The organism is Micromonospora echinospora (assembly GCF_014203425.1).
Lineage (GTDB): Bacteria > Actinomycetota > Actinomycetes > Mycobacteriales > Micromonosporaceae > Micromonospora > Micromonospora echinospora_A.
On record NZ_JACHJC010000001.1, the window covers coordinates 4508497 to 4532229 of the forward strand.

Here is a 23733-nt window from a genome sequence, read left to right on the forward strand (position 1 = left end):
CTTGATCGCCCGCAGTGTGCGGGGACCATAACCGGCCCCACCGACAGCGCGAAGATCAGGTGATCAGCAGCGCCCCGACGACGATCAGCGGCACCGAGACGAACAGGAAGATGCCGACGCCGGTAAGCACGCGGCCACCACCGCCGTCCTCCCGCTCCGGCGCCAGGCCGAACGCCGACCGGGCCGGCAGCATGCCGATGCGGCTCAACGTGAGGTCGCCGGTCATCCCGATCACGGCGCCGACGAGCATGAACGCGACGCCGAGCCGATGGACGAAGTTCCCGCCACCGACCGCGACCCAGATGCCGACCGCGGCAGCGATCACCACCGCGGCGATCAGGAAGAGCACGAGCGCCTCCCGCAGACCCCTGACCACCGTCGACATGTGCGCCCTCCCGCCCCGGACCGTCCCGAGCCGTGGGACATCCTGCCGGGTCGATGCCCTGCCGCGCAGCCCTCGCGAGCCACCCGTCCGGCGCGGTTATCCCCCGCCGTGCCCGGGTACCGGGAGCCGCATGGCGGAGTTGGCATCGCTCTGGATCGTCCGGCACGGGGAGAGCACGGCGAACGTCGCGGCCACGGCGGCCGAGACGTCCGGCGCCGAGCTGATCGACCTCACCCACCGGGACGCCGACGTGCCGCTGTCGCCCACCGGCGAGGAGCAGGCGCGGGCGACCGCCCGGTGGCTGGCCGAGCTGCCGGACTCGCAACGGCCGGACGTGGCGGTGGTGTCGCCGTACCTGCGGGCCGTGCGGACCGCCGAGCTGGCACTGGACGGCACCGGGATCCCGGCAAGCGTCGACGAGCGGCTGCGCGACCGGGAGCTGGGCATCCTCGACGGGCTCACCGGCCACGGCGTGACCCGGCGCTACCCGGATGAGGCGCAGCGGCGCACCCGGCTCGGCAAGTTCTACTACCGGCCGCCCGGCGGCGAGTCCTGGACCGACGTGGCGCTGCGGCTGCGGGCGCTGCTGGGCGACCTGCGCCGCGACCACGAGGGGGGCCGGGTGCTGCTGTTCGGCCACGACGCGCTGGTCTTCCTGCTGCGCTACCTGGTGGAGGGGCTCACCGAGGCGGAGCTGATGGCGCTGACCCGCGAGCACGTGATCGCCAACTGCTCGGTCACCGGCTGGCACGCCGACGACTCCGGCCGGCTCGTGCCGGACGTGTTCAACGACGTCGCCCACCTGCGCCGGCAGGGGGCGAAGCCCACCAGGGAGGACGAGGTCCATGCCGAGCCGGTCTGACGTGATCACCCCCGCGTTGCTGCGGGACTGGGCGCTGCCGGTGCCCACCGGCGGCAAGGAGGCGCGCGGCACCGTGCTGGTGGTCGGCGGTTCCCGGTTCACCCCCGGCGCGGTGCTGCTGGCCGGGGTGGCCGCGCTGCGGGCCGGGGCCGGGGTGCTCCAGCTCGCCGCGGCCGAGTCGACGGCCGCGTCGCTGAGCATCCAGGTGCCCGAGGCGCTCGTGGTGGGCCTGCCGGAGACCGACGACGGCGCGGTCCGCGGCGACCCGGGCGACCTGCTCGGCGGCCTGGTCGCCGAGGCGGACGTGGTGGCGGTCGGCCCCGGCCTGAAGGACATCGACGCCACCGGGGAACTGCTGCGCCTGGTCCTGGACGCGGCCGGCCGGAAGACCGCGCTGGTGCTCGACGCGTACGCGCTGGGCGCGCTCAGCCACGCCCCGGACCTGCTGGTCGGCTCCGGCCGCAAGGTGGTGCTCACCCCCAACCTGACCGAGGCGAAGCACCTGCTGCACCGCGATCCGGGCGACGACCTGGACGCCGAGGCGGTGGAACTGGCCGGCCGGTACGACGCGGTGGTGTCGCTCTACGGGCACATCGCGACGCCGGACGGCCGGGCCTGGCGGGAGGAGAGCGGTGACGCCGGGCTGGGCACCTCGGGCAGCGGCGACGTGCGCTCCGGGCTGCTCGCGGGCCTGCTCTCCCGGGGCGCCGACCCGGCGCAGGCCGCCTGCTGGGCCGCGTTCGCGCACGCGGTGAGCGGGCAGCGGCTGGTCCCCCGGTACGGGCGGATCGGCTTCCTCGCCCGGGAACTGCTCGACGAGATCCCGTACACGATCGCCACGGTCTGACGATCCACGGCTCGGCGGGGTGAGGTGTGTAACAACCCGCCATCGGTGGGCGCTGTTGCGGCGAGGCGTGCAGCCTGCGCGTCTCCACCGGGCCGTACCCCCGTCCAGGGAGCGGCCCGGCCGCACCAACCCCCTGGGAGTCTGTGTGAACAATCTCCGTCGCAAGACACTCGGCGCCGCGTCCGCCGTGACGCTCGGCGCCGGTCTCGCCCTGATCGGCGTCCCGGCGCCGGTGGCGGCCGCCGGACCGGAGACGTCGTACCTGGTCCTCGCCCCGCAGGGCAACGGCACCGCCAAGGCCGCGGCGCGGGTGGCCGCCGCCGACGGCACTGTCGTCGCCGCGTACGACAAGATCGGCGTGCTCGTCGCGCGCTCGTCCGCCCCGGACTTCGCCACCCGGGTGGCCGGCGCCGGCGTCGAGTCGGTCGCCTCCACCGCCGGTCTGGGCACCGCCCTCGACGAGGGCGAGACGGTCGAGGTCCCGGCCGCCGACATGGTCCGCGCCGCGGGCGACCCGACCGCCGAGCCGCTGTACGGCCAGCAGTGGGACATGGACATGATCCGCGTCCCGCAGGCCCACGCGGTCACCGGCGGCAGCCCGTCCGTGGTGGTGGGCGTGCTGGACAGCGGCATCTCCAGCAGCCACCCGGACCTGGCGACCCAGATCGCCAAGGACAAGAGCACGTCCTGCATCGGCGGCGTCACCGACACCGCCGAGCCGGCGTGGAACCCGACCACCAGCGATCACGGCACCCACGTGGCGGGCACCATCGCCGCCGCGGTCAACGGCGTCGGCGTCACCGGTGTCGCCCCGGGCGTGAAGGTCGCCGCCGTGAAGGTGGTGAACGACGACGGCTACATCTTCCCGGAGGCCGCGGTCTGCGGGTTCATGTGGGCCGCCGAGCACGGCTTCAAGCTCACCAACAACAGCTACTACATCGACCCGTGGCAGCTGAACTGCCGCAACGACGCCCGCCAGCGTCCGGTGTGGCAGGCCGTGCAGCGGGCGCTGCGCTACTCGCAGTCGCAGGGCGTGCTGCACGTGGCGTCGGCCGGCAACGCGAACTTCGACCTGGCCCACAAGATCACCGACACCGGCAGCCCGAACAACGGCACGCCGGAGGAGCGCCAGAACCTCACCAACGCCTGCCTGGTCCTGCCGGCCGAGGCGCCCGGCGTGGTGACCGTCGCCGCCGTCGGCCCGACCGGTGACAAGAGCTACTACTCCTCGTACGGCCAGGGCGTCATCGACGTGACCGCGCCCGGTGGCGACACCCGGTTCCGGACCCGGGGCGCGGCCTCGACGTCCACCGACGGCATCCTGTCCACCACCTTCAACACCGCCACCCGCACCAACGGGTGGGGCTACAAGCAGGGCACCTCGATGTCCGGCCCGCACGCCGCCGGCGTCGCGGCGCTGGCACTGTCCGCGCACCCGGGCATGACGCCGGGCCAGCTCTCCTCGTTCCTGGAGCGCACGGCGGTGGCGAAGTCCTGCCCGGCGGGCGTGTACAACCCGGTGCCGCTGATCCCGGCGGGCCCGAACGCCTACGACGCGACCTGCTCCGGCGGGAAGCGCAACGGGTTCTACGGCGCCGGTGTCGTCGACGCGTACAACGCGGTGAAGTAGACAGCGATCCCCGTGGACCGGGCCCGGCGCGTTTGCCGGGCCCGGTCTGTTTGTCCTGGTCGGGCGCCGGGTAGGGGGGCACCGTCAGCCGACTTAGGAGGTAACGGTGTCCACCGACGCGATCGTCCTGCTCAAGGAGGACCACAAGGAGATCCGCCGCCTGTTCAAGGCCTTCCAGGAGGCCGAGGAGGGACCGGCGAGCAAGCGCGGGAAGATCGTCAAGCAGATCCTCGAGGCTCTGACGGTGCACACCTACCTGGAGAACGAGGTGATGTACCCGGAGGTCCGCAAGCTGGTGCCCGACGTCGAGGACGACATCCTGGAGTCGTACGAGGAGCACCACGTCGCGGACGTGCTCTGCTTCGAGCTGTTCACCATGGACGCCGACGACGAGCGGTTCAACGCCAAGACGACGGTGCTGATCGAGAACGTGCTGCACCACGTCGAGGAGGAGGAGCAGGAGTGGTTCCCGAAGGTCCGCGAGGCGCTCGGCCGTAACCAGCTCCAGGAGATCGGCCAGCGCATGCTCGACCTGCGCCCGAAGGCCCCGAAGACGCCGACCGCCCCGAAGGCGCTGAAGAAGTCGCTGGACGCCATTGTCGCCTGACACCGCGCCCCGAACGCGAGCGGGACCGCCCCTTCCACCGGGCGGTCCCGCTCGCGTCGTGCTCAGTCGCCGGAGCCCGGCTCGGCCATCTTGCGGTGCTGCTCGGCCTTCAGCCGGTCCGGGATGATCTTGCCGGCGGCCACCTGGATCTTGTTGACCAGCGACCCGGCGGCGACCTTGTGCTCCCCCTTCATCAGCGCCTCGAACGCGTCCTCGGCCACCTTCCGGGGGTCGTCCTTGGGGCCCTGACCGACCCGGGTGTCCGCCATGTCGGCCCGGTCGAAGAACTCGGTGTCGGTCGGGCCGGGCATCAGCGAGGTCACCGTGACGCCGGTGTCCTTCAGCTCGTTGCGCACCCCCTCGGCGAAGGACTGCACGAACGACTTCGAGGCGTTGTAGACCGCCTGGTACGCCCCCGGCATGGTGGCGGCGATGGACGAGGTGAACAGCACCCGTCCGGCGCCCCGGCGGACCATCTCCGGCAGCAGCAGCTTGGCCAGGTGCACTGTCGAACGGACGTTAAGGTCGATCACGGTGAGCTCGTCGGCCAGGTCGGTGCCGCCGACGAAGCCCCCGCCCGCGCCGCGCCCGGCGTTGAGCGCCAGCGCGTCCACCGGGCGGCCCAGGCCGGTCACCTCGCCGGCCAGCCGTTCCACGCCCTCCGGGTCGGCCAGGTCCACCCGGACCGGGTACACCTCCGGACCGCCGTCGCGCCGCAGGTCGCCCGCCGCGCGCTCGATCGCCGCGTCCTCGGCGGTGACCACCACGTCGTACCCGTGTTCGACGAACTGGACCGCCAGCTCGTACCCGATGCCGCTGGACGCGCCGGTCACCACGGCGAGCGGCCGTCCGGTGCTCGGTGTGGTCATGGTCGTGCCTCCTCTCCCCGGCCGGGTCGGGGCCGGCCCTCCCTCACGGTGTGCCCCGCGACGGGCGGCCCAACCCCGCCGGCCCGGGCCGGGCCGGTAGGATCGGCACAGGCCGTGACTGGCGCGTGGAGATGGAGCACCATCGGAGCGGCCTCGTCATGAGGACGCATGCCGAGCGCCTGGGCCTTCCGCACGTCACCAGGAGGTCGCATGTCGCGCAACGCCGAGTCCACCGCCTTCCGCAGCGCGCTGGAGGTCGTCCGCGGCGTCGAGCCGCGCGTCGCCGACGCCATCGCCGCGGAACTGGCCGACCAGCGCGAGTCGCTCAAGCTCATCGCCAGCGAGAACTACGCCTCCCCCGCGACGCTGCTGGCCATGGGCAACTGGTTCAGCGACAAGTACGCCGAGGGCACCGTCGGGCGCCGGTTCTACGCCGGCTGCCAGAACGTCGACACCGTCGAGGCGCTCGCCGCCGAGCACGCCCGGGAGCTGTTCGGCGCGTCCCACGCGTACGTGCAGCCGCACTCGGGCATCGACGCCAACCTGGTCGCGTTCTGGGCGATCCTGGCCGACCGGGTCGAGTCCCCCGCTCTGAAGAAGGCGCAGGCCCGGCAGGTCAACGACCTCACCGAGGCCGACTGGTTCGCGCTGCGCCGCGAGCTGGGCAACCAGCGGATGCTGGGCATGTCGCTGGACGCCGGCGGCCACCTCACCCACGGCTTCCGGCCGAACATCTCCGGCAAGATGTTCGACCAGCGCAGCTACGGCACCGACCCGGCCACCGGCCTGATCGACTACGACCGGGTGGCCGAGGCGGCCCGCGAGTTCAAGCCGCTGATCCTGGTCGCCGGTTACTCCGCGTACCCCCGGAAGGTCAACTTCCGGATCATGCGGGAGATCGCCGACTCGGTCGGCGCCACGTTCATGGTCGACATGGCCCACTTCGCCGGGCTGGTCGCCGGCAAGGTCTTCACCGGCGACTTCGACCCGGTGCCGCACGCGCACATCGTCACCACCACCACGCACAAGTCGCTGCGCGGCCCGCGCGGCGGCATGGTGCTCTGCGGTCCGGAGCTGGCCGACCAGGTCGACCGGGGCTGCCCGATGGTGCTGGGCGGGCCGCTGCCGCACGTGATGGCCGCCAAGGCTGTCGCGCTGGCCGAGGCGCGCCGGCCCGACTTCGCCGACTACGCCCAGCGGATCGTGGACAACGCGCAGGCGCTCGCCGACGGGCTGCTGCGCCGGGGCGCGACGCTGGTCACCGGCGGCACCGACAACCACCTGGTGCTCATCGACGTGTCCGGGTACGGCCTGACCGGCCGGCAGGCCGAGCAGGCGCTGCTGGACTCGGGCATCGTCACCAACCGCAACTCGGTGCCGCAGGACCCGAACGGCGCCTGGTACACCTCCGGCATCCGCATCGGCACCCCGGCGCTCACCACCCGGGGCCTCGGCGCCGCCGAGATGGACGCCACCGCCGAGCTGATCCACACCGTGCTCAGCCAGACCACGCCCGGCACCGGGCCGGACGGCGCCGCGTCGAAGGCGAAGTACGTGCTGGACCCGGCGGTCGCCGAGTCGGTCGGCAAGCAGGCCGCCGACCTGCTCACGCCGTTCCCGCTCTACCCGGCGGTCGACCTGGGCTGAGCGCCTGAGCAACACGAAGCGGCACCCCGGGAGATCCTTCTCCCGGGGTGCCGGCGGTAACGGGGGGTCAGCGCAGCGGGCGCTTCAGGTGGTAGCGGTGGACCTCGGTGCTGCCCTGCACGTTGTTCACGTCCTCGGCGGCGGACACCAGTTCCCAGCCCTCCCGGCCGACCCGGTTCAGGTGCGCGATGGCGGTGTCGCCGTACGCGGTCACGTCGGTGCGTGACCCGTCCGGGCCGTACCACACGAACGAGACGTGGAAATTGCGTCCCTGACCCTGATACCGACGAACGAGCAACGCGTACTCCCAGGCAACCATTCGTCCATTATCAACAGAGAAACGGCGCCAGGAAACACGCGCTGTACCGGAACCCTGACACTCCGGCGTCACACCGGCGCGCCCACCCCGGCCGTGGTGTCCGCGACCAGCGCCGCGAGCCGGTCCAGCCCCAGATCGATCGACTCCGGTGTGACAGCGCTCACCGACAACCGCAACGCATTCACCGGTTTGCCCGCGTCGTAGAAGTGCGCCATCGGCGTCCAGAGCACGCCGTACTCGCGGGCCGAGCGGTGCAGCAGCGCGTCGTCCACCGGGAACGGCACGCTCACCACCACGAAGAACCCGCCCGCCGGCACGGTCCAGGTGACCGGCCCGCCGGCCGGGAAGCGCCGGGCCATGCCGTCGACCAGGTGGCCCAGGTTACGGGCGTACGCGGCCCGTTCCCGCACGTTCGCGGCCACCAGCGAGCAGTCGTGCGCCAGCAACGCGCCGCCGATCACCGCCTGGCTGATCGGTGACGTGTTCACGGTGACCATGCTCTTGATCTTCGCGAGGTGATCGGCCAGCGGCACCACGGTGCCGTCGGCCTCCCCCACCCGCTGGTCGGCGACCACGTAGCCGACCCGGGCGCCGGGCAGCACGGTCTTGGCGAACGAGCCGAGGTAGACCACCCGGCGCGCGGTGTCCAGCGCCTTGAGCGTGGGCCGCCGCGCGGTGCCGTCGGCCGGGAACAGGCCGTACGGGTTGTCCTCGATCAGCAGCAGATCCTCCTCGGCGGCCAGTTCCAGCAGCCGCCGCCGCTGTCCGGTGGTCATGCTGACCCCGGACGGGTTGGCGAAGTCCGGCATCACGTAGCAGGCCCGGGGCGCCAGCCCTTCCGCGCGGGCCCGGCGCACCCCGGCTCGCAGGTCGGCCAGGTCGACGCCGTCCGGCCCGCCGGCCACCGGGCGCACCGGCAGGTCCACCAGCCGCGCCGCGCCGGTCAGCCCGACGTACGTGGGCGCGACAGCGAACAACACGTCCGCCGGGCCGGCCCGCAGCGCGCGCAGCACCAGGAACATCGCCTCCTGGCAGCCGACGGTCACCACTATCGACTCCGGGTCGACGGTGAGCCCCTCGTCCACGGCGAGGTTGCGCGCGATCAGGTGGTGCACGACACCCTTGGTCCGGCCGTACTGCAGCAGCGTCCGGTCGACGGCGGCCCGGTCCAGCCCGAGGTCCTCGGTGAGGTGCCGGCGGAAGCGGTCCAGGTGCTCGTGCAGCAGCGCCGAGTCGAAGAACTCCTCGTACGGGCGCCCGGCCGCCAGCGACACCGCGTCCGGGTAGTGCTGCGCCACCTCGTTGAGGAAGTTCATCGAGTTCAGGGCCGGGTCGCCGACGCTGCCGTGCAGCGCCGTGACGGCCAGGTCGACCGGCTCCACGTCAGCCTCCGATCCGGGTGCGCAGCCGCCGGGCCGAGGCCGGGTCGGGGCAGCCGCTGAGGATGAGGGCGTCGCGCAGTTCCGCCGCGAGCAGCGCGAGCGCCGCCTCGGCGCCGGCCCGGCCACCGGCCGCGAGCGCCCAGAGCAGCGGCCGGCCGAGCAGCACGCCGTCCGCGCCCAGCGCCAGCGCGCGCAGCACGTCGACGCCGCCGCGGACGCCGCTGTCCAGCAGCACCGCGCACCGCTCGTCGACCGCCTCGACCACCTCGGGCAGCACGCTCGCGCTGGCCGGGGCGGCGTCGAGCTGCCGGCCGCCGTGGTTGGAGACCACCACGGCGTCCACGCCGGCGTCCGCCGCGCGGGCCGCGTCGCGCGCGTCGAGGATGCCCTTGACCAGCAACGGCACCGGGGTACGCGCGCGCAGCCAGTCGAGGTCCGCCCAGCTCAGCGCCGGGGCGAACACCGCGCCGGTGTGCACCGCCACCGCCGACACGCCGGGCGTGCCCTGGTGGGCCAGGTCGTCCCGGCCGCCGGGCAGGTTCGCGGCGGTGACGTGCGGCGGCAGCGCGAAGCCGTTACGCGCGTCGCGCAGGCGCCGCCCGAGCACCGGCACGTCCACTGTCACCATCACCGCGGCGCAGCCGGCCGCCGACGCCCGGTCCAGCAGGTCGGCCACCAGCGCCCGGTCGCGCAGCCAGTAGAGCTGGAACCACACAGTCGCGCCGGTCGCCGCGATCTCCTCGATCGGCGTGCTGGCCAGCGTGCTGGCCACGTAGGGCACGCCCGCCGCGCGGGCCGCCGCCGCGAGCGCCGGCTCGCCGTCGGGGTGCAGCAGCCGCTGGTACGCCATCGGCGCGACAGCCACCGGCAACGCGGCCCGGCCGCCGGGCAGCGTCGCCTCGGTGGACGGGTCGTCCACCCCGGCCAGCATCCGGGGCAGCACCGCCACCCGGTCCAGCGCGGCCCGGTTGGCGGCCAGGGCGGTCTCGGCGCCGCTGCCGCCGTCGACGAAGTCCCACACGTCGGGTGGCAGCACCGCCCGGGCCAGCGCGGCGAAATCGGCCAGGCTGACCGGCGGCACGAACCCGTCCGCCGGGTCAACCATGGCCGGCACCCGTCGCCGCCGTATGCGCCGGGTCGAGCCCGAATGAGCGGCGCAGGAAGGCGGCGGCCCGCTCCTGGGCCTGGCGACCCGCGTCGAACACGCCGGGCATGGCGAAGAACCCGTGCACCATCCCCGGATAGTGGGCCGTCTCGGTGGGCACGCCGGCCTCGCCCAACCGCTCGGCGTATCGCCGGCCCTCGGCGCACAGCGGGTCGTACCCGGCGGTGACCACGAGCGCCGGTGGCAGGCCGCCCAGGTCCTCGGCGAGCAGCGGCGACGCCAGCGGGTGCGCCGCGTCGCCGGGGTCGGGGAGGTAGTGGCTCCGGTACCAGCCCACCGAGTGCCTGTTGAACAGCATCGGGTCCTCGTCGTCGCCGGGGCGGTGCCCGGGCCGCTGGTCGGTGTTCGGGTAGACCAGCAGCTGGGCGGCGAGCCGGGGACCGCCGTCGGCGCGGGCCAGCAACGTGACAGCGGCGGCCAGGTTCCCGCCCGCGCTGTCCCCGCCCACCGCCAGCCGGTCCGGGTCGGCGCGGAACTCGGCGGCGTGCGCGGCGAGGTGCCGCACCGCGGCGTGGCAGTCCTGGACCGCAGCCGGGAACGGGTGCTCCGGCGCGAGCCGATAGCCGACTGTCACGGTCTGCACGCCGCTGAGATTGACCAGCCGGCGGCAGATCCCGTCGGCGGTGTCGACGCTGCCGAGCGTCCAGCCGCCACCGAAGAAGTAGACGAGCGTCGGCAGCGGGCCGTCGCCTTCCGGCCGGTGGATCCGCACCGGCAGCGGCCCGGCCGGGCCGGGCACCGTCGTGTCGCGTACCTCGGCGACCGGCTCGACCGCGCCGGAGCCGGCGCGGATCGCGGCGAGGTCGGCGGCGCGGGCCTGGGCGAGGGTCTGGGTGTAGAGCGGCACGGCGCCGCCGGCCGCCCGCGCGGCCCGCCACGCGACCACCTGCGGATCGAGTGTCATCCGGCCTCCCCTGTGGTGACGAAGAGTTTGTCGATGCCGCGCAGGAACAGGCTCCCGCTGTAGGTGTACGGCTGGGTGACGGCCAGCCGGGGGAAGCGCGCGAACAGGCGCGGCAGTGCCAGACGGCCCTCCAGCCGGGACACCGCCGAGCCGAGGCAGAAGTGCAGCCCCACGCCGAAGGCCAGCGACGGCGGGCCCGGACGGCGCGGGTCGAAGCGGTCCGGGTCGGGGAACCGGGCCGGGTCGCGGTTGGCCGCGGCGATCAGCAGCAGCACGTTGTCGTCGCGGTCGACCGGCACGCCGCCGAGGTCGACGCCGGCCGGCGCGGAGCGGGCCAGGAAGTGCACCGGGCTCTCCATCCGCAGCACCTCCTCCACGCAGCCCCGGGCCAGTGAGTCGTCGCCGGGCAGCGCGGCGGTCACGTGCGGGTGGTCCAGCAGCAGCGGCAGGCCGTTGCTGAACATGTAGACGGTGGTGACGAAGCTGGCGTTGAACAGCACGATCAGGTTGCTGATCAACTCCTCCTCGGTCAGGTCGACGCCGCCCGCGTCGAGCACCTCGACCAGCCCGCTGATCAGGTCGTGGCTCGGCGCGCGGCGCCGGTGGGCGATCAGGTCACGGTAGTAGACGCGCAGTTCCTCGGCGGCCTGGTTGGCCCGGGCCAGCCGCTCCGGCGTCTTGCCGGACACGTCCATGTACTCGTCGATCCAGTCGACCCGCTGCCGGTACCAGGCCAGGTCGGCCGCGGGCAGGCCGATGAACTCGGCCATCACCAGCGCCGGGACCGGGTAGGCGAAGTCGGCCACGAAGTCCACCTCGGCGCCGTCGGCGCCCGCCTCGGCCATGTGGTCCAGACGTTCGGCGACGACCCGCTCGATCACCGGCTCCAGCGCGACCAGCCGGCGCGGGGTGAACGTCTTCGCGAACACCGCACGCATCCGGGTGTGGTCGGGCGGGTTGACGAACATCATCGAGGTCAGGAACGTCCGCAGGATCTCCTGTTCCTCCCAGCCGGGCGGGAAGCCCTTGTACCAGCCGGGATCGCGCAGGATCCGGTCCACCATGTCGTACCCGCCGGCCACCGCGCTGACGGTGCTGTGCTCGGCACGGGCCGGAACGGCGTTTATCGGCCCGTGCTCGTGCAGGGCCGCGTAGAAGGGATAGGGGTTCTGCCGGCCCTGTTCGCTGTAGAGGCCGGTCAGGATCTCGCTGACGTCCACGGTCTTTTTCCTCCCCAGGAAAACGGCGGCGGGGGCGGCGTCGTGTCGACCGCCGCCCCCGCCCGGTGTCACAGTCCGAGCAGCTTCAATGGCACCGCGTTCGCCATCGCCGCGGCTCCTGTGTCGTTCGGGTGGATGTGGTCACCCGAGTCGTACGCCGGCAGCAGCCGGCTGGGCTGCGCCGGGTCGCGCATCACCGCGTCGAAGTCGACGATGCCGTCGAACTCGGCCCGGCCCGGCCCGCGCAGCCAGGTGTTGACGGCCTGGCGGGTGGCGTCCTTCTCCGGGGTCCACACGCCCGGCCCGCCGTTGCCCTCGTACGGCATGAGCGTGCCGGCGATGCTGGTCAGGCCGCGCGCCTGGACCTGCCGGTTGATCTGGCGCAGGGAGGCGATGATCGCCTCCGGGCTGTCATCGCTCATCCAGATGTCGTTGATGCCCAGGTGGGTGATGACGGTGCGCACCCCGGTCTGCGGGAACACGTCCTCGTTGAGCCGGGCCAGCGCGTTCGGGCCCAGCTCGTAGTAGCCGGGGAAGCCGCCCGCGCCGGGCTCGGTGCCCTCGTGGTTGAGCCGGTTGCCGGCCAGGCTGAGGTTGAGCACACCCGGCGTACGCGGCTCCGGGCGGGCGTCGATCAGCCGCTTGGCGAGCAGGTCGGGCCAGCGGCGGTCGGCGTTGACGGTGCTGCCGTTGCCGTCGCTGATGGAGTCGCCGAGCACCACCACGGAGCCGGGCGTCGCCTTGCGCTCCACGTCGATGCCGGACAGGAACATCCAGCAGCAGTTGGGCCGGATGGTGAAGCCGGCGCCGTCGGCCGCCGAGGTGAGGTCGGTGGCGCCGATGAAGTTGGTGACCCGGGACTGGCCGTGGAACGTGACCGGCCCGGTGAGCACCGGGAAGTACAGGGTGACCACCAGGTCCTCCTGCTCGGCCACCGGGAAGGCCACCGGGTCGCTGAGCAGTTCGGCGCCCTTGTTGATGGTCGCCGAGTCGGTGCCGGAGAACGTCAGCTGGCGGACGCTGGCCGGGACGATGTCGGACAGGTCGTCGGCGGTGGCGGTGTTCGGCCGGGCGATGGTGGCGCGACCGACCTGGATGGCCTGCTGGCCGTAGAGGTTGGTCAGCCGCACCCGCAGGCGCGGCCCGCCCACCGAGGTCTGCACTGTCATCCGGATGCTCTGGTTGTTCAGGCCGGTCTCGGTCAGGCCCACGGTGTTCCCGCGGGTCACCGCCGCGGCCCAGGTCCCGGCCCACTCGGCGCGCCCGTGCCCGGCGCGGTCCTTGTCGGTCGGGCCGGCGCTCGCGGTGACCGCCGGGGTGGCGGCGATCAGGAGCGTTACGGCGGAAGCTATGACGTGCCATCTCTTCGGGGTCGGCATCGATCCTCCATGGTCGGCAGCCCCGGGCGTGACGCGGTCGGCGGCACCGGCCCGGGCGATGGACCGGAAACTAGCTTCCGGCGGTGACGAGCGTCAATCAACCTGATCGACATGATCAAATGCCCACGGGGCGGGACGCAGCGACGATCGGCTCTGTCCGCCGTGGACCGCCGCTGCCTAGGCTCGGAGCTGGCGGCGGTGCGGTCGCCGACCTGGCACCTGCCGTCATGTCCCGGCCCTGACCTGGCCGGACGCCGCTCGCGGACCATGATGGGGGCTGCCCGATGACCGACCGGCCGAACTACGTGCACGAGGCGCTGGAGCTCTTCGCCGGCTTCGGCGACCGGGAGGCGCTCGTCGGCGGCGGACGCCGCCTCACCTACCCCCAGGTCGCCGCCGAGGTGCGCGGCCTGGCCGCCGCGCTGCGCCGGCACGGGGTACGCCCCGGCACGGCGGTGCTGGTGATGCTCGGCAACACGGTCGAGGGCCCGCTGCTGCAACTGGCGCTGCACCTGCTGGGCTGCCGGAGCATGTGGATCGCCCCGGTGACCTCGCGGCGGGAGGTCGACGAGTTCGTCGCGCTGTCCGCGCCGGAGGCGTTCGTGCACGACCCGCGTGACCCGCAGGCGGTGGAGATCGCGGCCGGCCTGTCCGGCGTACCGGTGCTCTGCCTCGGCCCCGGCGGCGCCGGGCCGGACCTGACCGCCGCGACCGGTGAGCCGGCCGCGGAGCTGCCCGCCGGGGCGTCCGCGCCGGAGTCGTTCCTGCAGACCAGCGGCACCACCGGCACGCCGAAGCTGGTGCACCACAGGGAGAGCTTCTACCGGCAGATCCTCGCCCTGGCCGCCGATTTCCGGGGCGCCGGGTTCCCGCTGCTACGGCACCTGTCGCACTCGCCGATGTGGCTGGCCAGCGGGCAGATCACCACGCTGTTCAACCTGTTCACCGGCGGCGTGCTGTTCCTGCGCGAGCAGTGGGACCCGGCCGCGTTCATCGCCACCGTGGACGCCGAGCGGCTCACCTCCACGTTCGTCACCCCGCCGATGCTCTACGAGGTGCTCGACCACCCCGACCTGCCGGGCGCCGACTTCTCCGCCATGTTCATGTTCAACGTGGGCGCCGGGCCCGCCGCGCCCGCCCGGCTGCGCCAGGCCATCGCCCGCTTCGGCCCGTGTCTGCGCATCGTGTACGGGCTCAGCGAAGCGGTGGTCATCTGCGCGCTGCCCGGGTTGACCGAGGACCCGGAGCACCCGGAGCGGCTGCGCTCCTGCGGCCGCCCGTACGGCGACGTGACCGTGGAGATCCGCGACGCCGACGGCCGGGTGCTGCCGCCCGGCGACGACGGCGAGGTGTGGGTCCGCACGAAGCTGAGCTTCGCCGGCTACCACGGCCGGCCCGAGCTGACCGCGGAGACGCTCGTCGACGGCTGGGTCCGCACCCGCGACATCGGCCACCTCGACGCCGACGGGTACCTCTACCTGGTCGACCGGTTGCAGGACCGAATCCTCACCCGGGCGCGCAGCTGGCCGATCTACTCCCGCCCGATCGAGGACGTGCTCGCCGGTCACCCCGAGGTGCGGGCCGCCGCCGTCATCGGCGTGCCGGACCCGGTGGCCGGGGAGCTGCCGTACGCGTACGTGGTGCCGGCGCCGGGCGCGTCGGTGACCGGCGAGGAGCTGATCGCGCTGGTGGTGCGGGAGCTGAGCGAGACCTGGGCGCCCGGCGCCGTGGAGTTCGTCGACGCGCTGCCGCTCAACCGGTCCGCGAAGGTGGACAAACGCGCGCTGCGGGCCCGGTACGCCGCCGCGCATCCCGCCGACGCCGACTCGCTGGGCACTGTGATCGGCAGCCCGGCATGAACCCGCGCCGGGAGTTGTACACCCTGGTCGGCGCCGACCTGCTGTCCAACCTCGGCACCCGGATCTCCGTGGTGGCCATCCCCTGGCTGGTGCTGGAGACCACCGGCAGCCCCACCAAGATGGGACTCGTCGCGGCGGCGGAGACGCTGCCGTACATGCTCTCCAGCGCGCTGGCCACACCGTGGGCGGACCGCTTCGGCATCCGCCGTACCTCCGTGTTCGTGGACGCGGCGAGCGCCGCCGCGATGGCGGTGGTGGCGCTGGCGCCCTGGCTCGGGTTCGGCACGCTGCTGGTCCTGGTGGCGGTCGCCGGCGGGCTGCGCGGCATCGGCGACCGGGTCAAGCACGTGCTGTTCAAACCGGCCGCCGAGCGGGCCGGGGTGCCGCTGATCCGGCTCACCAGCGCCTACGACGGCCTGGCCCGGGGCATGACGCTGTTCGGCGCGGTGCTCGGCGGCCTGCTCATCGACTGGGTCGGGCTGACCCAGGCCATCTGGATCGACGCGGCCACGTTCGCGGTCTGCGCGCTGCTGATCGGCGTGCTGGTGCGCCCGCACGCGCCGGCGCAGCCCGCGCCCCGGGAGCCGTACCTGCGGGCGTTGCGCGGCGGCTTCGCGTACCTGCGCACCGACCGGACGCTGATGATCATGCTGCTGGTGGTCTCGGTGTCGAACATGTTCGCCAACGCCAGCGTCGCGGTCTGGATCCCGCTCTGGGTCAACCAGGTGCTCGGCGACCCGGCCGGCTTCGGCCTGCTGCTCGGTGTGTTCTCGGCCGGCGCGCTGCTGGGCAACGTGCTGTTCACGATGTTCGGCACCCGGCTGCCCGCCGGGACGACGTTCGCGCTGGGGCTGACGCTCAGCGGCGCGCCCCGGCTGCTCGCGCTGGCGCTCAGCGACGACCTGGTCGTGGTGCTGGTGGTGACGTTCCTGTCCGGCATCGGCATCGCGGCGGTGAACCCGCTGCTCGGCGCGTCGCTCTACCAGCGGGTGCCGGGCGAGCTGCAGACCCGGGTGCTGGGCATCTCCGGGTCGGTGGCGTTCCTCGGCCTGCCCGTTGGCGCGCTGCTCGGCGGCTGGTCGGTGGCGCTGCTCGACCTGACCCCGGCGCTGCTGGTGATGTCGGTGGTCTGCCTGCTGCTGACCGTGGGACCGCTGCTGCTGACCCGCGCGTCCCGGCGCCCGGAGGTGAAGCCGGCCACGCCGACACCGGTCTGAGCCCTGCCGGTCCGAGCCGGCGTGTCGGTGGGCGGCGGTAGGGTCGGGGCCATGGCGACCTGGGACGACGTGCGGCGCATCGCGCTGGCCCTGCCGGAGACCACCGAGCGCGGCTCGTACGACGACCTGCCCGCCTGGCGGGTGCGCGACAAGATGTTCGTCTGGGACCGGCCGCTGCGCCGCAGCGACCTCGAGGCGCTCGGCGACACCGCGCCGGACGGCCCGATCCTCGGCGCCCGGGTGCCCGACCTGGGCGCCAAGGAGGCGCTGCTCGCCGACGACCCGGCGGTCTACTTCACCACGCCGCACCTCGACGGCTACCCGGCGGTGCTGGTCCGGCTCGACCGGATCGCCGTGGACGACCTGACCGAGCTGATCACCGAGGCGTGGCACGCCCGCGCGCCGAAGCGGCTCGCCGCAGCGCACCGGGCCGGGGCCGCGTGAGCCGCCCGGTGGACGCCGTCGTCTTCGACATGGACGGCACGCTCATCGAGTCGCACGAGGTGGTGCCGGCGGCGTACCGGGCGGCGGTGCGTGCCGGTGGTGGCCCGTCGTACACCGACGCCGAGGTCATCGCCGGCTACTCGATCGGCTCACCGTCCGACCTGCTGACGCACCTGCTCCGGCGCCCCGCCACCGCGGCGGACCTGGACCGCTACCACACCGAACTGGCCGCGACGGCCGGGCGGGTGAGCGTCTACCCCGGAGTCGCGGAGATGCTCACCGACCTCGCCGCCCGGGTGCCGGTGGGCGTGTTCACCGGCGCGAGCCACCGGGCGGCGGAGATCATGCTCGACCGGGTCGGCCTGCTCGGCCACTTCCGGGTGGTGCTCGGCGGCGACCAGGTCACCCGCCCCAAACCGGCGCCGGAGGGCGTCGAGGTGGCCTGCCGGCGGCTCGGCGTGCCGCCCGGCCGTGCTGCGTACGTGGGCGACTCGCCGCTGGACCTGCGCGCCGCCCGCCGCAGCGGCGCGGTGGCGGTGGCCGCCGCGTGGGGTCATCAGTACGACAGCGCCGAACCCGCCGACCTCAGCCTGTCCCGGCCCGGGGAACTGCTGGCCCTGCTGACCTGAGCCCCCTTTTGCCGCGCCGGACGCTCGGCTAGCCTGCCGATCATGCCATCGACGACGACCGAGGCGACGGACCCGTGGTGCCTGCGCCCGGGCGAGGCCACCGAGCTGCTGCGCGGGCACCCGTGGCGCCGGTTCGTGGTGCTCGGCGACAGCGTCGCGGAAGGACTGTGCGAGCCGGTCGACGGCTACCCGGACCTCCAGTGGGCCGACCGGATCGCCGCCGAGCTGCGGGCCGTCCGACCGGAGCTGGCGTACCTGAACCTGGGTCGGCGCGGGCTGCGCGCGCACGAGGTACGGGCCACCCAGCTGGCCGACGCGCTGGCCTTCGGGCCGGACCTGGCCCTTGTGGTGTGCGGCGGCAACGACGCGTTCCGGTCCGCCTACGACCCGGAGGCGGTCGACGCCGAGCTGACCGCCATGGTCACCGGGCTGCGGGAGGCCGGCGCGGACGTGATCACGGTGGGCATGTTCGACGTCTCGCACAGCCCGGCGGTGCCGGAGACGCTGCGCGCGGGCCTGGGCGAGCGGATGCGCCGGCTGTCCCGGCACACCCGGAGCGTGGCCGAGCGGCTGGGCACGCTGCACGTGCACCTGACCGACCACCCGCTGGTGGCCGACCCGTCGCTCTACAGCAGCGACGGCCGGCACGGCAGCGCCCGCAGCGACGCGATAGCCACAGCCGAAACCCTGAGGGTCCTCTCCACCCACCTCCCCCACCCCTGAACCCCTCTCCGCCCTCTCCCTTACGCGCCTGCCCTGCCCTGCCCTGCCCTGCCCTGCCCTGCCCTGCCCTGCCCTGCCCTGCCCTGCCCTGCCCTGCCCTGCCCGACGATCATGAAGTTGACGGCACTGAGTGTCCATTTTGTCCCCGTCGACTTCATGATCAGCGGGATCAGGGGCACCGGTCGGTCAACCTGCGGCCCAGATCCAATCCGTTGACCAAGGAGTTTGGGTCGGCGATCCGCCCCGGTGAGGACACAAACTCCTTGATCAACGTGCCAGGGCAGGCCTGAGGGACAAAAGACGAAACGGAGCGGCCGGACGGGCGGCCGACCCCGGTCCGGCCCAATCCAATCCAATCCAATCCAATCCAATCCAATCCAATCCACCGATCATGAAGTTGACGGCGTCGAGCGTCCGATTTGTTCCCGCTAACTTCATGATCAGCGGGATCAGGGGCACCGGTCGGTCAACCTGCAGCTGGGTCCACTCCGTTGACCAAGGAGTTTGGGTCGGCGATCCGCCCCGGTGAGGACACAAACTCCTTGATCAACGCTGGGAACGAGGGTGAGAAGGTGCGGGCGACGGCGGGTCAGTCGGTCAGGAGGATGCCGGTCAGGAGGACGCCTCGGGCCAGGTTGAGGACCTCGTCGCAACCCGGGTAACCCACCCGCGCGAGCGCGCCGGAGCCGGTGCGGCCGAACAGGTACGGGGCGAGGCTGTACGGGACATCGGCGGTGACCGTCTCACCGGTCTCGATCTGCACGAAGTCCATCGCCACCCGGTCGGCCTCGTGATAGCGCTGCAGGATGTTGCCGCCCTCGGCGATCGCCGCGCGTACCCCGTCCGCCCACGCCACAGCTGTCATCTCCCGGCCGATGAGCACCCCGTGCCCGGCCGATCCGCCGGCCGGCTTGGCGACCAGGTCGGCCTGTTCGGCGAGCGCCCGGTCGAGCTGGTCTGCGGTGAGCGCGACGGTGTGCGGCACGTACCGGCGGATCAGCGTCCGGTCGGCCTCCGGCAGCAGGTCCAGGTCGTCCCAGAGCCAGGCGTAGTTCAGCTTGTTGCTCAGCAGCCAGGCGGCGCTGCTGACGAACATCGGCAGCGTGCCCGCGGCGAGCGCGCCGGCCACCGCGTCCAGGCCGGGGCTGGGGGTGACCCGGTTCGGCACGAACAGCCGGAACAGGGCGTCCACCGGGGCGCCGCCGACGACCAGCCGACTCTGCTCGTCCAGGCCGGCGGTGGCGACCGGGGCGATGACCAGGTCGATGCCGAACGGGCGGGCCTGGTCGATCAGCGGGGACAGGATCCGGATGAACGTCTCCGGGTCGTCCAGGCCCGGGTAGTCGGCTTCGAAGTCCATCAGCAGCGCCACCCGGGCGCCGTCGGGCAGGCCGAGCGTGTCCCGGATGGCGGCGAACCGCTGGTCCAGCAGGGACGGCGCGGGCCGTGCGCCGTCGAGCAGGCCGTGCGCGCGGTACAGCTCGGCGTACCGCTGGATGACTGTGTCGGCGTCGAAGCCACCGCCGAGGCTGCTGTCGATGTTGTACTCCACGATGCACGGCACGCCGCCGGAGAACAGCACGTCCGGCCGGTACGCGGCGAGAAGCCCTTCGTGCAGCTCCTCGTCCGGGTCGAGCAGCTGGGTCTCCCCCTCCGGCACGTCGAGGAGCCGTTGCAGCTCACCGGCGGTACGCGCGCGGCGCCGGCAGGCCTCCAGGATGAGCTGGGCGATGCGGTCGCAGACCTCGTTCAGCTCGCCGAACGCGTCGGCGGTGAACACCGGCGGGCGGGCCAGCCGCCACTGCTTGTTGTACGTGGCCCGGCCGTGGAAGATCTTCTCCCACGCCGCGGCCCCGGTGGTCACCATCGCGGTACGGGTGGACTCGGGCAGGTCGGTCCACGCCTGACCGAGTGGCGGCCACGTGTAGTTCGGGTCCATCGTTCATCCGTCCTTGAGGGTCAGTTGGATGGCGGCGGTGAGCTGGTCGCGGCCGGGTTGCACGGCCCGGTCCAGGGCCGGGGCGAAGGGCAGCACGGCGCCGTCGGGGCGGGTGACCCGCCGGGGCGGCGCGGCCAGCCGCACCCGCTCGACCACTGTGGCGATGATCTCCCCGGCGATGCCGCAGGAGCGGTTGCCGTCGTCGACCACGACCAGGCGGCCGGTGCGGCTCACCGACTCGACCAGCCCGTCCCAGTCGAACGGGTAGAGCGTGCGGGGGTCGAAGACCTCCACCGACGCCTGCCCGGCCAGCTCCTCGGCGACGGCGAGCGCGTCGTGCACCAGGTGCCCGACCGCCACCACAGTCACGTCGGCGCCGGGACGGCGGACGATCCCGCGGCCCAGCGGCACCGGCGTCAGGTCGGTGACGTCGGCGCGCAGGTCAAGGGCGCCGGCCGGGGCGAAGACCACCACCGGGTCGTCGCAGCGGATCGCGGAGACCAGCAGCCCGTACGCGTCGGCCGGGGTGGCCGGTACGACAGTGGTCACGCCGACGTGGGCGAACAGCGCGTACGGGTGGTCGGAGTGCTGCCCGGCCCAGCCGGTGCGGGAGCCGGAGCCGGGCACCACGTAGGTGACCGGCACCGCGCACTGGCCGCCGGTCATCAGCGGGAACTTGTGCGCGTGGTTGACGATCTGCTCGAAGACCAGGAACAGCAGCGACGGGATCTGGAACTCCACCACCGGGCGGGCACCGGCCAGCGCCGCACCGGTGGCGAAGCTGGTGAACGCCTGCTCCGACAGCGGGGTGTCGCGGACCCGCTCCGGGCCGAACTTCTTCAGCAGGCCGGTGGTGACGTTGGCGGCGGCCACCCGGATGTCCTCGCCAAGCACCACGACGGACTCGTCGCGGGTCATCTCGTCGGCGAGCGCCCGGGTGAGCGCCCTGCGGTAGGAGAGCCGGGGCATCAGCCACCTCCGGTCCGGGCGGTGAGCCCGCTGGCGTACAGGTGGTCCAGGGCGGTCGCCGGGTCGGGGTGCGGACCGGCGAGCGCGAACTCGACGGCGGCGTCCAGTTCCGCCTCGACGCCGGCGTCCACCTCGGCCCGCACGGCCGGGTCCAGCCGCGCGCCGGCGATGTCGACGGGATCGCGGGACCGGCCCTGCGCCACCTCCTCCGGCGGCCGGTAGTCGAGGCGTACCTGATGTTCGAAGGTGTGGTGGGCGTCGAAGCGGTAGGTGCGGGCCTCGATCAGCTCGGGGCCGCCGCCGGCGCGCATCCGCGCGACGGCGGCGGCGGTGACCTCGCGTACCGCTTCGGGGTCCTGCCCGTCGACGGCGGCCGCCGGCATGCCGAAGGCGGCGGCCCGCCCGGCGATGGTGCCGGCGACCGCGCCCTCGACGGGCATGGTGGTGGCGTAGCCGTTGTTCTCGCAGACGAACAGCACCGGCACCCGCCAGAGCGCGGCCAGGTTGAACGCCTCCAGGAGCATGCCCTCGTTGACCGCGCCGTCGCCGAAGAAGGTGGCGCCGACGATGTCGGCGCCGCGCCGCCGGCGCTCCCACACCGCTCCGGTGAGGATCGCGCCGGCGGCTCCGACGATGGCGTTGGCGCCCAACACGCCGACGCCGAAGTCGGCGGCGTGCATCGACCCGCCCCGGCCCCGGTTGAGGCCGGTGACCCGGCCGCACAGCTCGGCCAGCATCCGGGCCGGGTCGGCGCCCTTTGCGAGCACGTGCCCGTGCCCGCGGTGGGTGCCGGTGACCAGGTCCTCGCGGTCCAGCGCCGCGCAGACGCCGGTGGCGATCCCCTCCTGACCGAGGTACGGGTGGATGCCGCCGACGATCTCCCCGGCGCGGACCAGCTCGATCGCGCGCTCCTCGAAGCGGCGGATCAGCCGGACCGTCCGGTAGAGCCGGAGCGGGTCGGAGCCGGTCACGCCGGACGGCCCTCCTTGACGGCGGCGAGGATGTCGTCCCAGAGGCGGGCGCGGGCGGCCAGCGCGGCGTTCACCGTGTCGGCGCACTCCTGCCACTTCGTGTCGTCGTCGCCGCACAGGTCGGCGAGCATCTGCATGGCCATCGGGGTGTGCTGCTCCCCGTCGACCTCGATGTGCCGCTCCAGGTAGTCGACGAACTTGTTGAGCCGGTTGCTGCGCTCGTTGACGGCGACGACCTGGGTGAACATCTCCGGGATCAGGTCCTCGCGGCCGAACGCGAACGCCGCCGCCTGGCAGTGCACCGGGGTGGTCTCGATGATCCGCCAGGTGGTGCCGGCGAACGCCGCCGACGCCGCGGGGACGCCCGCCGCGCCGAACGCCTCGGTGACCGGGGTGCCGTCGCGCAGCAGGTCGACGAGCTTGTTCACGGCCGTGGTGTCGGCGCCGGCCTCGGTCATGCCCTGCACGTACAGCTCGAAGTGGCTGATGTAGCCGTCGCCCAGCTCGTCGCTCTCCTCGACCATGACGATGTCGTTGATCAGGCGGCGGCTGCCGGTCGGGCCGGTCGGGATCCACGGGACCGTGACGCAGGTGAGCTGCCGCTGCAACGACTTCAGCAGCGACATGAAGTCCCACACCGCGAAGACGTGGTGCTCCATGAAGGTGACGAGCGCGTCGTGGGTGTCGAGGTTCGCGTAGAGCGGGTGCTTGACCACCACGTCGCGGCGTTCGGTCACCGCCCGCTCCAGCCGCTCGATGCCCGGGTGCGTCTTTCCCCAGTCGTACCGTGACATTGTCAGCCTCCCTGCTGGGCGCGGTCGCGCCAGATGACCGGGCAGTAATCGGGGTCCGCGTAGTCCGGCCGGCCCTCGTGGGTGCGGCGGACCAGCACGTCGTGGTTGTACGCGGCGAGCGTGCCGTCGGAGAGCGGGTACTCCCGCCAGGCGTTGTCGCCGTCCTGCAGGTGCAGCGAGATGGCCCGGCGGGGCCGCCCGCTGACGTTCGCACCGCTGCCGTGGTAGGTGCGGCAGTGGTGGAAACTCATGTGTCCCTTGGGGATCACCATGGGGATCTTGCGGATCGTTGCCCCGTTGTACGCCGCGTTCTCGGCGAGCATCGCCTCGAGCTGGTCGCGGTCCCGGTCGGCGAAGTGCCGCACCACAGTGTCGTCGGCGCCGATCTCCCGCCAGCGGTGGGAGCCGTCGACCATGGTGATGGTGCCCATCTCCTCGCCGCAGTCGTGAAACGGGATGAACGCGGTGAGCATGTTCTCCGACGACGAGGACGCCCAGTAGTGCTTGTCGAAGTGCCAGGGCACGATGTTCGACGGCTCACCGGCGATCGGCGGCTTCCAGATCAGCGTGGACTGGAAGATGCGGATCTCGACGGCCCGGGCCAGCCGGGCGGCGACCGCGCCGATCAGCGGCTTGCGCAGGATGCGCGCGATGCCGTCGTGCTCGTGGTGGACGTAGTCGTTGTGCCGCTGCACGTCACCCCTGGCCGGCTCCCAGTAGGCCAGCTTCGGCGGCCGGACCGGCAGCCGCCGGTCGCGTTCCCCGGCGTAGTAGCTGTCGGTGGCGGCGACCAGCTCGTCCACCTCGTCGTCGGTGAGCAGCTTCTTCGACAGGTACCAGCCGTGCTCGGCGTAGTGCCGGACGTCCTCGTCGGAGGGAAGCAGCGCCTCCTCCTCGGCGGTCAGCCCGGGATCGATGGTGGTCATGCCGTGCCGGCCGGGCATGGCCTCACGGCCCTCGCTTCGCTCGGTG

The 23733-nt window shown here is 73.1% G+C and carries 23 protein-coding genes and 1 riboswitch; of the genes, 10 read left to right on the forward strand and 13 right to left on the reverse strand.

Annotated elements, in window-relative coordinates:
- Positions 1-55: 55 nt before the first annotated feature.
- A complete protein-coding gene (locus FHU28_RS21000) occupies positions 56-385 on the reverse strand; it encodes a hypothetical protein (RefSeq protein WP_184686217.1) in 330 nt (109 codons plus the stop codon).
- 130 nt (positions 386-515) lie between these two features.
- Between FHU28_RS21000 and FHU28_RS21005 the strand changes: the two genes are divergently transcribed.
- The 4 genes from FHU28_RS21005 to FHU28_RS21020 all read left to right on the forward strand — a co-directional run bounded on the left by FHU28_RS21005 (position 516) and on the right by FHU28_RS21020 (position 4331).
- Positions 516-1247, forward strand: a complete 732-nt coding sequence (locus FHU28_RS21005) for a histidine phosphatase family protein (protein WP_184686218.1) — start codon at positions 516-518, stop codon at positions 1245-1247.
- Complete coding sequence (locus FHU28_RS21010; RefSeq protein WP_184686219.1) at positions 1231-2094, forward strand: NAD(P)H-hydrate dehydratase; 864 nt, start codon at positions 1231-1233, stop codon at positions 2092-2094. The genes FHU28_RS21005 and FHU28_RS21010 overlap by 17 nt, the downstream gene beginning before the upstream one ends.
- Before the next feature lie 145 nt (positions 2095-2239).
- Complete coding sequence (locus FHU28_RS21015; protein ID WP_184686220.1) at positions 2240-3724, forward strand: S8 family peptidase; 1485 nt, start codon at positions 2240-2242, stop codon at positions 3722-3724.
- A gap of 106 nt (positions 3725-3830) precedes the next feature.
- A complete protein-coding gene (locus FHU28_RS21020) occupies positions 3831-4331 on the forward strand; it encodes a hemerythrin domain-containing protein (RefSeq protein WP_184686221.1) in 501 nt (166 codons plus the stop codon).
- Between the two features lie 62 nt (positions 4332-4393).
- Here the strand turns inward: FHU28_RS21020 and FHU28_RS21025 are convergent, their stop codons facing one another.
- A complete protein-coding gene (locus FHU28_RS21025; RefSeq protein ID WP_184686222.1) occupies positions 4394-5200 on the reverse strand; it encodes an SDR family NAD(P)-dependent oxidoreductase in 807 nt (268 codons plus the stop codon).
- Positions 5201-5304: 104 nt separating this feature from the next.
- Positions 5305-5392, forward strand: a riboswitch (ZMP/ZTP riboswitch).
- Between the two features lie 18 nt (positions 5393-5410).
- Between FHU28_RS21025 and FHU28_RS21030 the strand changes: the two genes are divergently transcribed.
- Entirely contained in the window at positions 5411-6847 is a 1437-nt protein-coding gene (locus FHU28_RS21030) for a glycine hydroxymethyltransferase (RefSeq protein ID WP_073828462.1), read from the forward strand.
- Positions 6848-6914: 67 nt separating this feature from the next.
- Here the strand turns inward: FHU28_RS21030 and FHU28_RS21035 are convergent, their stop codons facing one another.
- The 6 genes from FHU28_RS21035 to FHU28_RS21060 all read right to left on the reverse strand — a co-directional run bounded on the left by FHU28_RS21035 (position 6915) and on the right by FHU28_RS21060 (position 13216).
- Entirely contained in the window at positions 6915-7166 is a 252-nt protein-coding gene (locus FHU28_RS21035) for a hypothetical protein (protein WP_013286617.1), read from the reverse strand.
- Positions 7167-7234: 68 nt separating this feature from the next.
- Positions 7235-8548, reverse strand: a complete 1314-nt coding sequence (locus tag FHU28_RS21040; RefSeq protein ID WP_184686223.1) for an aminotransferase-like domain-containing protein — start codon at positions 8546-8548, stop codon at positions 7235-7237.
- A gap of 1 nt (position 8549) precedes the next feature.
- On the reverse strand, positions 8550-9653 hold the full coding sequence (locus tag FHU28_RS21045) for an alpha-hydroxy acid oxidase (protein WP_184686224.1): 1104 nt from the start codon (positions 9651-9653) through the stop codon (positions 8550-8552).
- Positions 9646-10617, reverse strand: a complete 972-nt coding sequence (locus FHU28_RS21050; protein WP_184686225.1) for an alpha/beta hydrolase — start codon at positions 10615-10617, stop codon at positions 9646-9648. Before FHU28_RS21050 ends, FHU28_RS21045 begins: the two co-directional genes overlap by 8 nt.
- Positions 10614-11837, reverse strand: coding sequence for a cytochrome P450 (locus FHU28_RS21055; protein WP_184686226.1), 1224 nt, complete (start codon positions 11835-11837; stop codon positions 10614-10616). The genes FHU28_RS21050 and FHU28_RS21055 overlap by 4 nt, the downstream gene beginning before the upstream one ends.
- A gap of 68 nt (positions 11838-11905) precedes the next feature.
- The gene (locus FHU28_RS21060; RefSeq protein ID WP_221453256.1) at positions 11906-13216 is read right to left on the reverse strand and encodes an SGNH/GDSL hydrolase family protein; all 1311 of its coding nucleotides are present in this window, start codon (positions 13214-13216) and stop codon (positions 11906-11908) included.
- 284 nt (positions 13217-13500) lie between these two features.
- On the opposite strand from FHU28_RS21060, the gene FHU28_RS21065 reads away from it, so the two are divergent.
- Genes FHU28_RS21065 through FHU28_RS21085 form a run of 5 tightly spaced genes read left to right on the forward strand, consistent with a single transcriptional unit; the run spans position 13501 to position 18088 of the window.
- Positions 13501-15075, forward strand: coding sequence for a class I adenylate-forming enzyme family protein (locus tag FHU28_RS21065; RefSeq protein ID WP_184686227.1), 1575 nt, complete (start codon positions 13501-13503; stop codon positions 15073-15075).
- Positions 15072-16292 carry an MFS transporter gene (locus tag FHU28_RS21070; RefSeq protein WP_184686228.1) on the forward strand — a complete coding sequence of 407 codons (1221 nt, stop codon included), beginning with the start codon at positions 15072-15074 and terminating at the stop codon, positions 16290-16292. The genes FHU28_RS21065 and FHU28_RS21070 overlap by 4 nt, the downstream gene beginning before the upstream one ends.
- A 51-nt stretch (positions 16293-16343) precedes the next feature.
- A complete protein-coding gene (locus FHU28_RS21075) occupies positions 16344-16736 on the forward strand; it encodes an MmcQ/YjbR family DNA-binding protein (protein WP_184686229.1) in 393 nt (130 codons plus the stop codon).
- Positions 16733-17365: an HAD family hydrolase gene (locus tag FHU28_RS21080; RefSeq protein ID WP_184686230.1), complete on the forward strand. Its 633-nt coding sequence runs from the start codon at positions 16733-16735 to the stop codon at positions 17363-17365. Before FHU28_RS21075 ends, FHU28_RS21080 begins: the two co-directional genes overlap by 4 nt.
- Positions 17366-17407: 42 nt before the next feature.
- Positions 17408-18088 carry an SGNH/GDSL hydrolase family protein gene (locus tag FHU28_RS21085; protein WP_184686231.1) on the forward strand — a complete coding sequence of 227 codons (681 nt, stop codon included), beginning with the start codon at positions 17408-17410 and terminating at the stop codon, positions 18086-18088.
- A 589-nt stretch (positions 18089-18677) separates the two neighbouring features.
- Here FHU28_RS21085 and FHU28_RS21090 read toward each other — a convergent pair.
- From FHU28_RS21090 to FHU28_RS21110, 5 genes are read right to left on the reverse strand one after another with little or no spacing between them, the layout of a single operon-like run.
- Positions 18678-20027 (reverse strand): ATP-grasp domain-containing protein, encoded by a 1350-nt coding sequence (locus FHU28_RS21090; RefSeq protein ID WP_184686232.1) that lies wholly within the window; start codon positions 20025-20027, stop codon positions 18678-18680.
- Positions 20028-20030: 3 nt separating this feature from the next.
- Positions 20031-20996: an alpha-ketoacid dehydrogenase subunit beta gene (locus tag FHU28_RS21095; RefSeq protein WP_116506196.1), complete on the reverse strand. Its 966-nt coding sequence runs from the start codon at positions 20994-20996 to the stop codon at positions 20031-20033.
- Positions 20996-21967 (reverse strand): thiamine pyrophosphate-dependent dehydrogenase E1 component subunit alpha, encoded by a 972-nt coding sequence (locus tag FHU28_RS21100; protein ID WP_184686233.1) that lies wholly within the window; start codon positions 21965-21967, stop codon positions 20996-20998. The genes FHU28_RS21095 and FHU28_RS21100 overlap by 1 nt, the downstream gene beginning before the upstream one ends.
- Complete coding sequence (locus FHU28_RS21105) at positions 21964-22761, reverse strand: DUF3050 domain-containing protein (protein ID WP_184686234.1); 798 nt, start codon at positions 22759-22761, stop codon at positions 21964-21966. Before FHU28_RS21105 ends, FHU28_RS21100 begins: the two co-directional genes overlap by 4 nt.
- 2 nt (positions 22762-22763) lie before the next feature.
- Complete coding sequence (locus tag FHU28_RS21110) at positions 22764-23687, reverse strand: phytanoyl-CoA dioxygenase family protein (RefSeq protein WP_184689764.1); 924 nt, start codon at positions 23685-23687, stop codon at positions 22764-22766.
- Between the last annotated feature and the right edge of the window lie 46 nt (positions 23688-23733).

Excerpts from the sequence above, each read along its gene's own strand:
- FHU28_RS21010 (WP_184686219.1), top strand. The coding sequence starts at position 1,231 with ATGCCGAGCCGGTCTGACGTGATCACCCCCGCGTTGCTGCGGGACTGG.
- FHU28_RS21005 (WP_184686218.1), top strand. The coding sequence starts at position 516 with ATGGCGGAGTTGGCATCGCTCTGGATCGTCCGGCACGGGGAGAGCACG.
- FHU28_RS21070 (WP_184686228.1), top strand. The coding sequence starts at position 15,072 with ATGAACCCGCGCCGGGAGTTGTACACCCTGGTCGGCGCCGACCTGCTG.
- FHU28_RS21095 (WP_116506196.1), bottom strand. The coding sequence starts at position 20,996 with ATGCCCCGGCTCTCCTACCGCAGGGCGCTCACCCGGGCGCTCGCCGAC.
- FHU28_RS21090 (WP_184686232.1), bottom strand. The coding sequence starts at position 20,027 with ATGGACCCGAACTACACGTGGCCGCCACTCGGTCAGGCGTGGACCGAC.
- FHU28_RS21035 (WP_013286617.1), bottom strand. The coding sequence starts at position 7,166 with ATGGTTGCCTGGGAGTACGCGTTGCTCGTTCGTCGGTATCAGGGTCAG.
- FHU28_RS21075 (WP_184686229.1), top strand. The coding sequence starts at position 16,344 with ATGGCGACCTGGGACGACGTGCGGCGCATCGCGCTGGCCCTGCCGGAG.
- FHU28_RS21050 (WP_184686225.1), bottom strand. The coding sequence starts at position 10,617 with ATGACACTCGATCCGCAGGTGGTCGCGTGGCGGGCCGCGCGGGCGGCC.
- FHU28_RS21060 (WP_221453256.1), bottom strand. The coding sequence starts at position 13,216 with ATGCCGACCCCGAAGAGATGGCACGTCATAGCTTCCGCCGTAACGCTC.
- FHU28_RS21085 (WP_184686231.1), top strand. The coding sequence starts at position 17,408 with ATGCCATCGACGACGACCGAGGCGACGGACCCGTGGTGCCTGCGCCCG.
- FHU28_RS21025 (WP_184686222.1), bottom strand. The coding sequence starts at position 5,200 with ATGACCACACCGAGCACCGGACGGCCGCTCGCCGTGGTGACCGGCGCG.
- FHU28_RS21045 (WP_184686224.1), bottom strand. The coding sequence starts at position 9,653 with ATGGTTGACCCGGCGGACGGGTTCGTGCCGCCGGTCAGCCTGGCCGAT.
- FHU28_RS21030 (WP_073828462.1), top strand. The coding sequence starts at position 5,411 with ATGTCGCGCAACGCCGAGTCCACCGCCTTCCGCAGCGCGCTGGAGGTC.
- FHU28_RS21065 (WP_184686227.1), top strand. The coding sequence starts at position 13,501 with ATGACCGACCGGCCGAACTACGTGCACGAGGCGCTGGAGCTCTTCGCC.
- FHU28_RS21110 (WP_184689764.1), bottom strand. The coding sequence starts at position 23,687 with ATGACCACCATCGATCCCGGGCTGACCGCCGAGGAGGAGGCGCTGCTT.
- FHU28_RS21000 (WP_184686217.1), bottom strand. The coding sequence starts at position 385 with ATGTCGACGGTGGTCAGGGGTCTGCGGGAGGCGCTCGTGCTCTTCCTG.
- FHU28_RS21105 (WP_184686234.1), bottom strand. The coding sequence starts at position 22,761 with ATGTCACGGTACGACTGGGGAAAGACGCACCCGGGCATCGAGCGGCTG.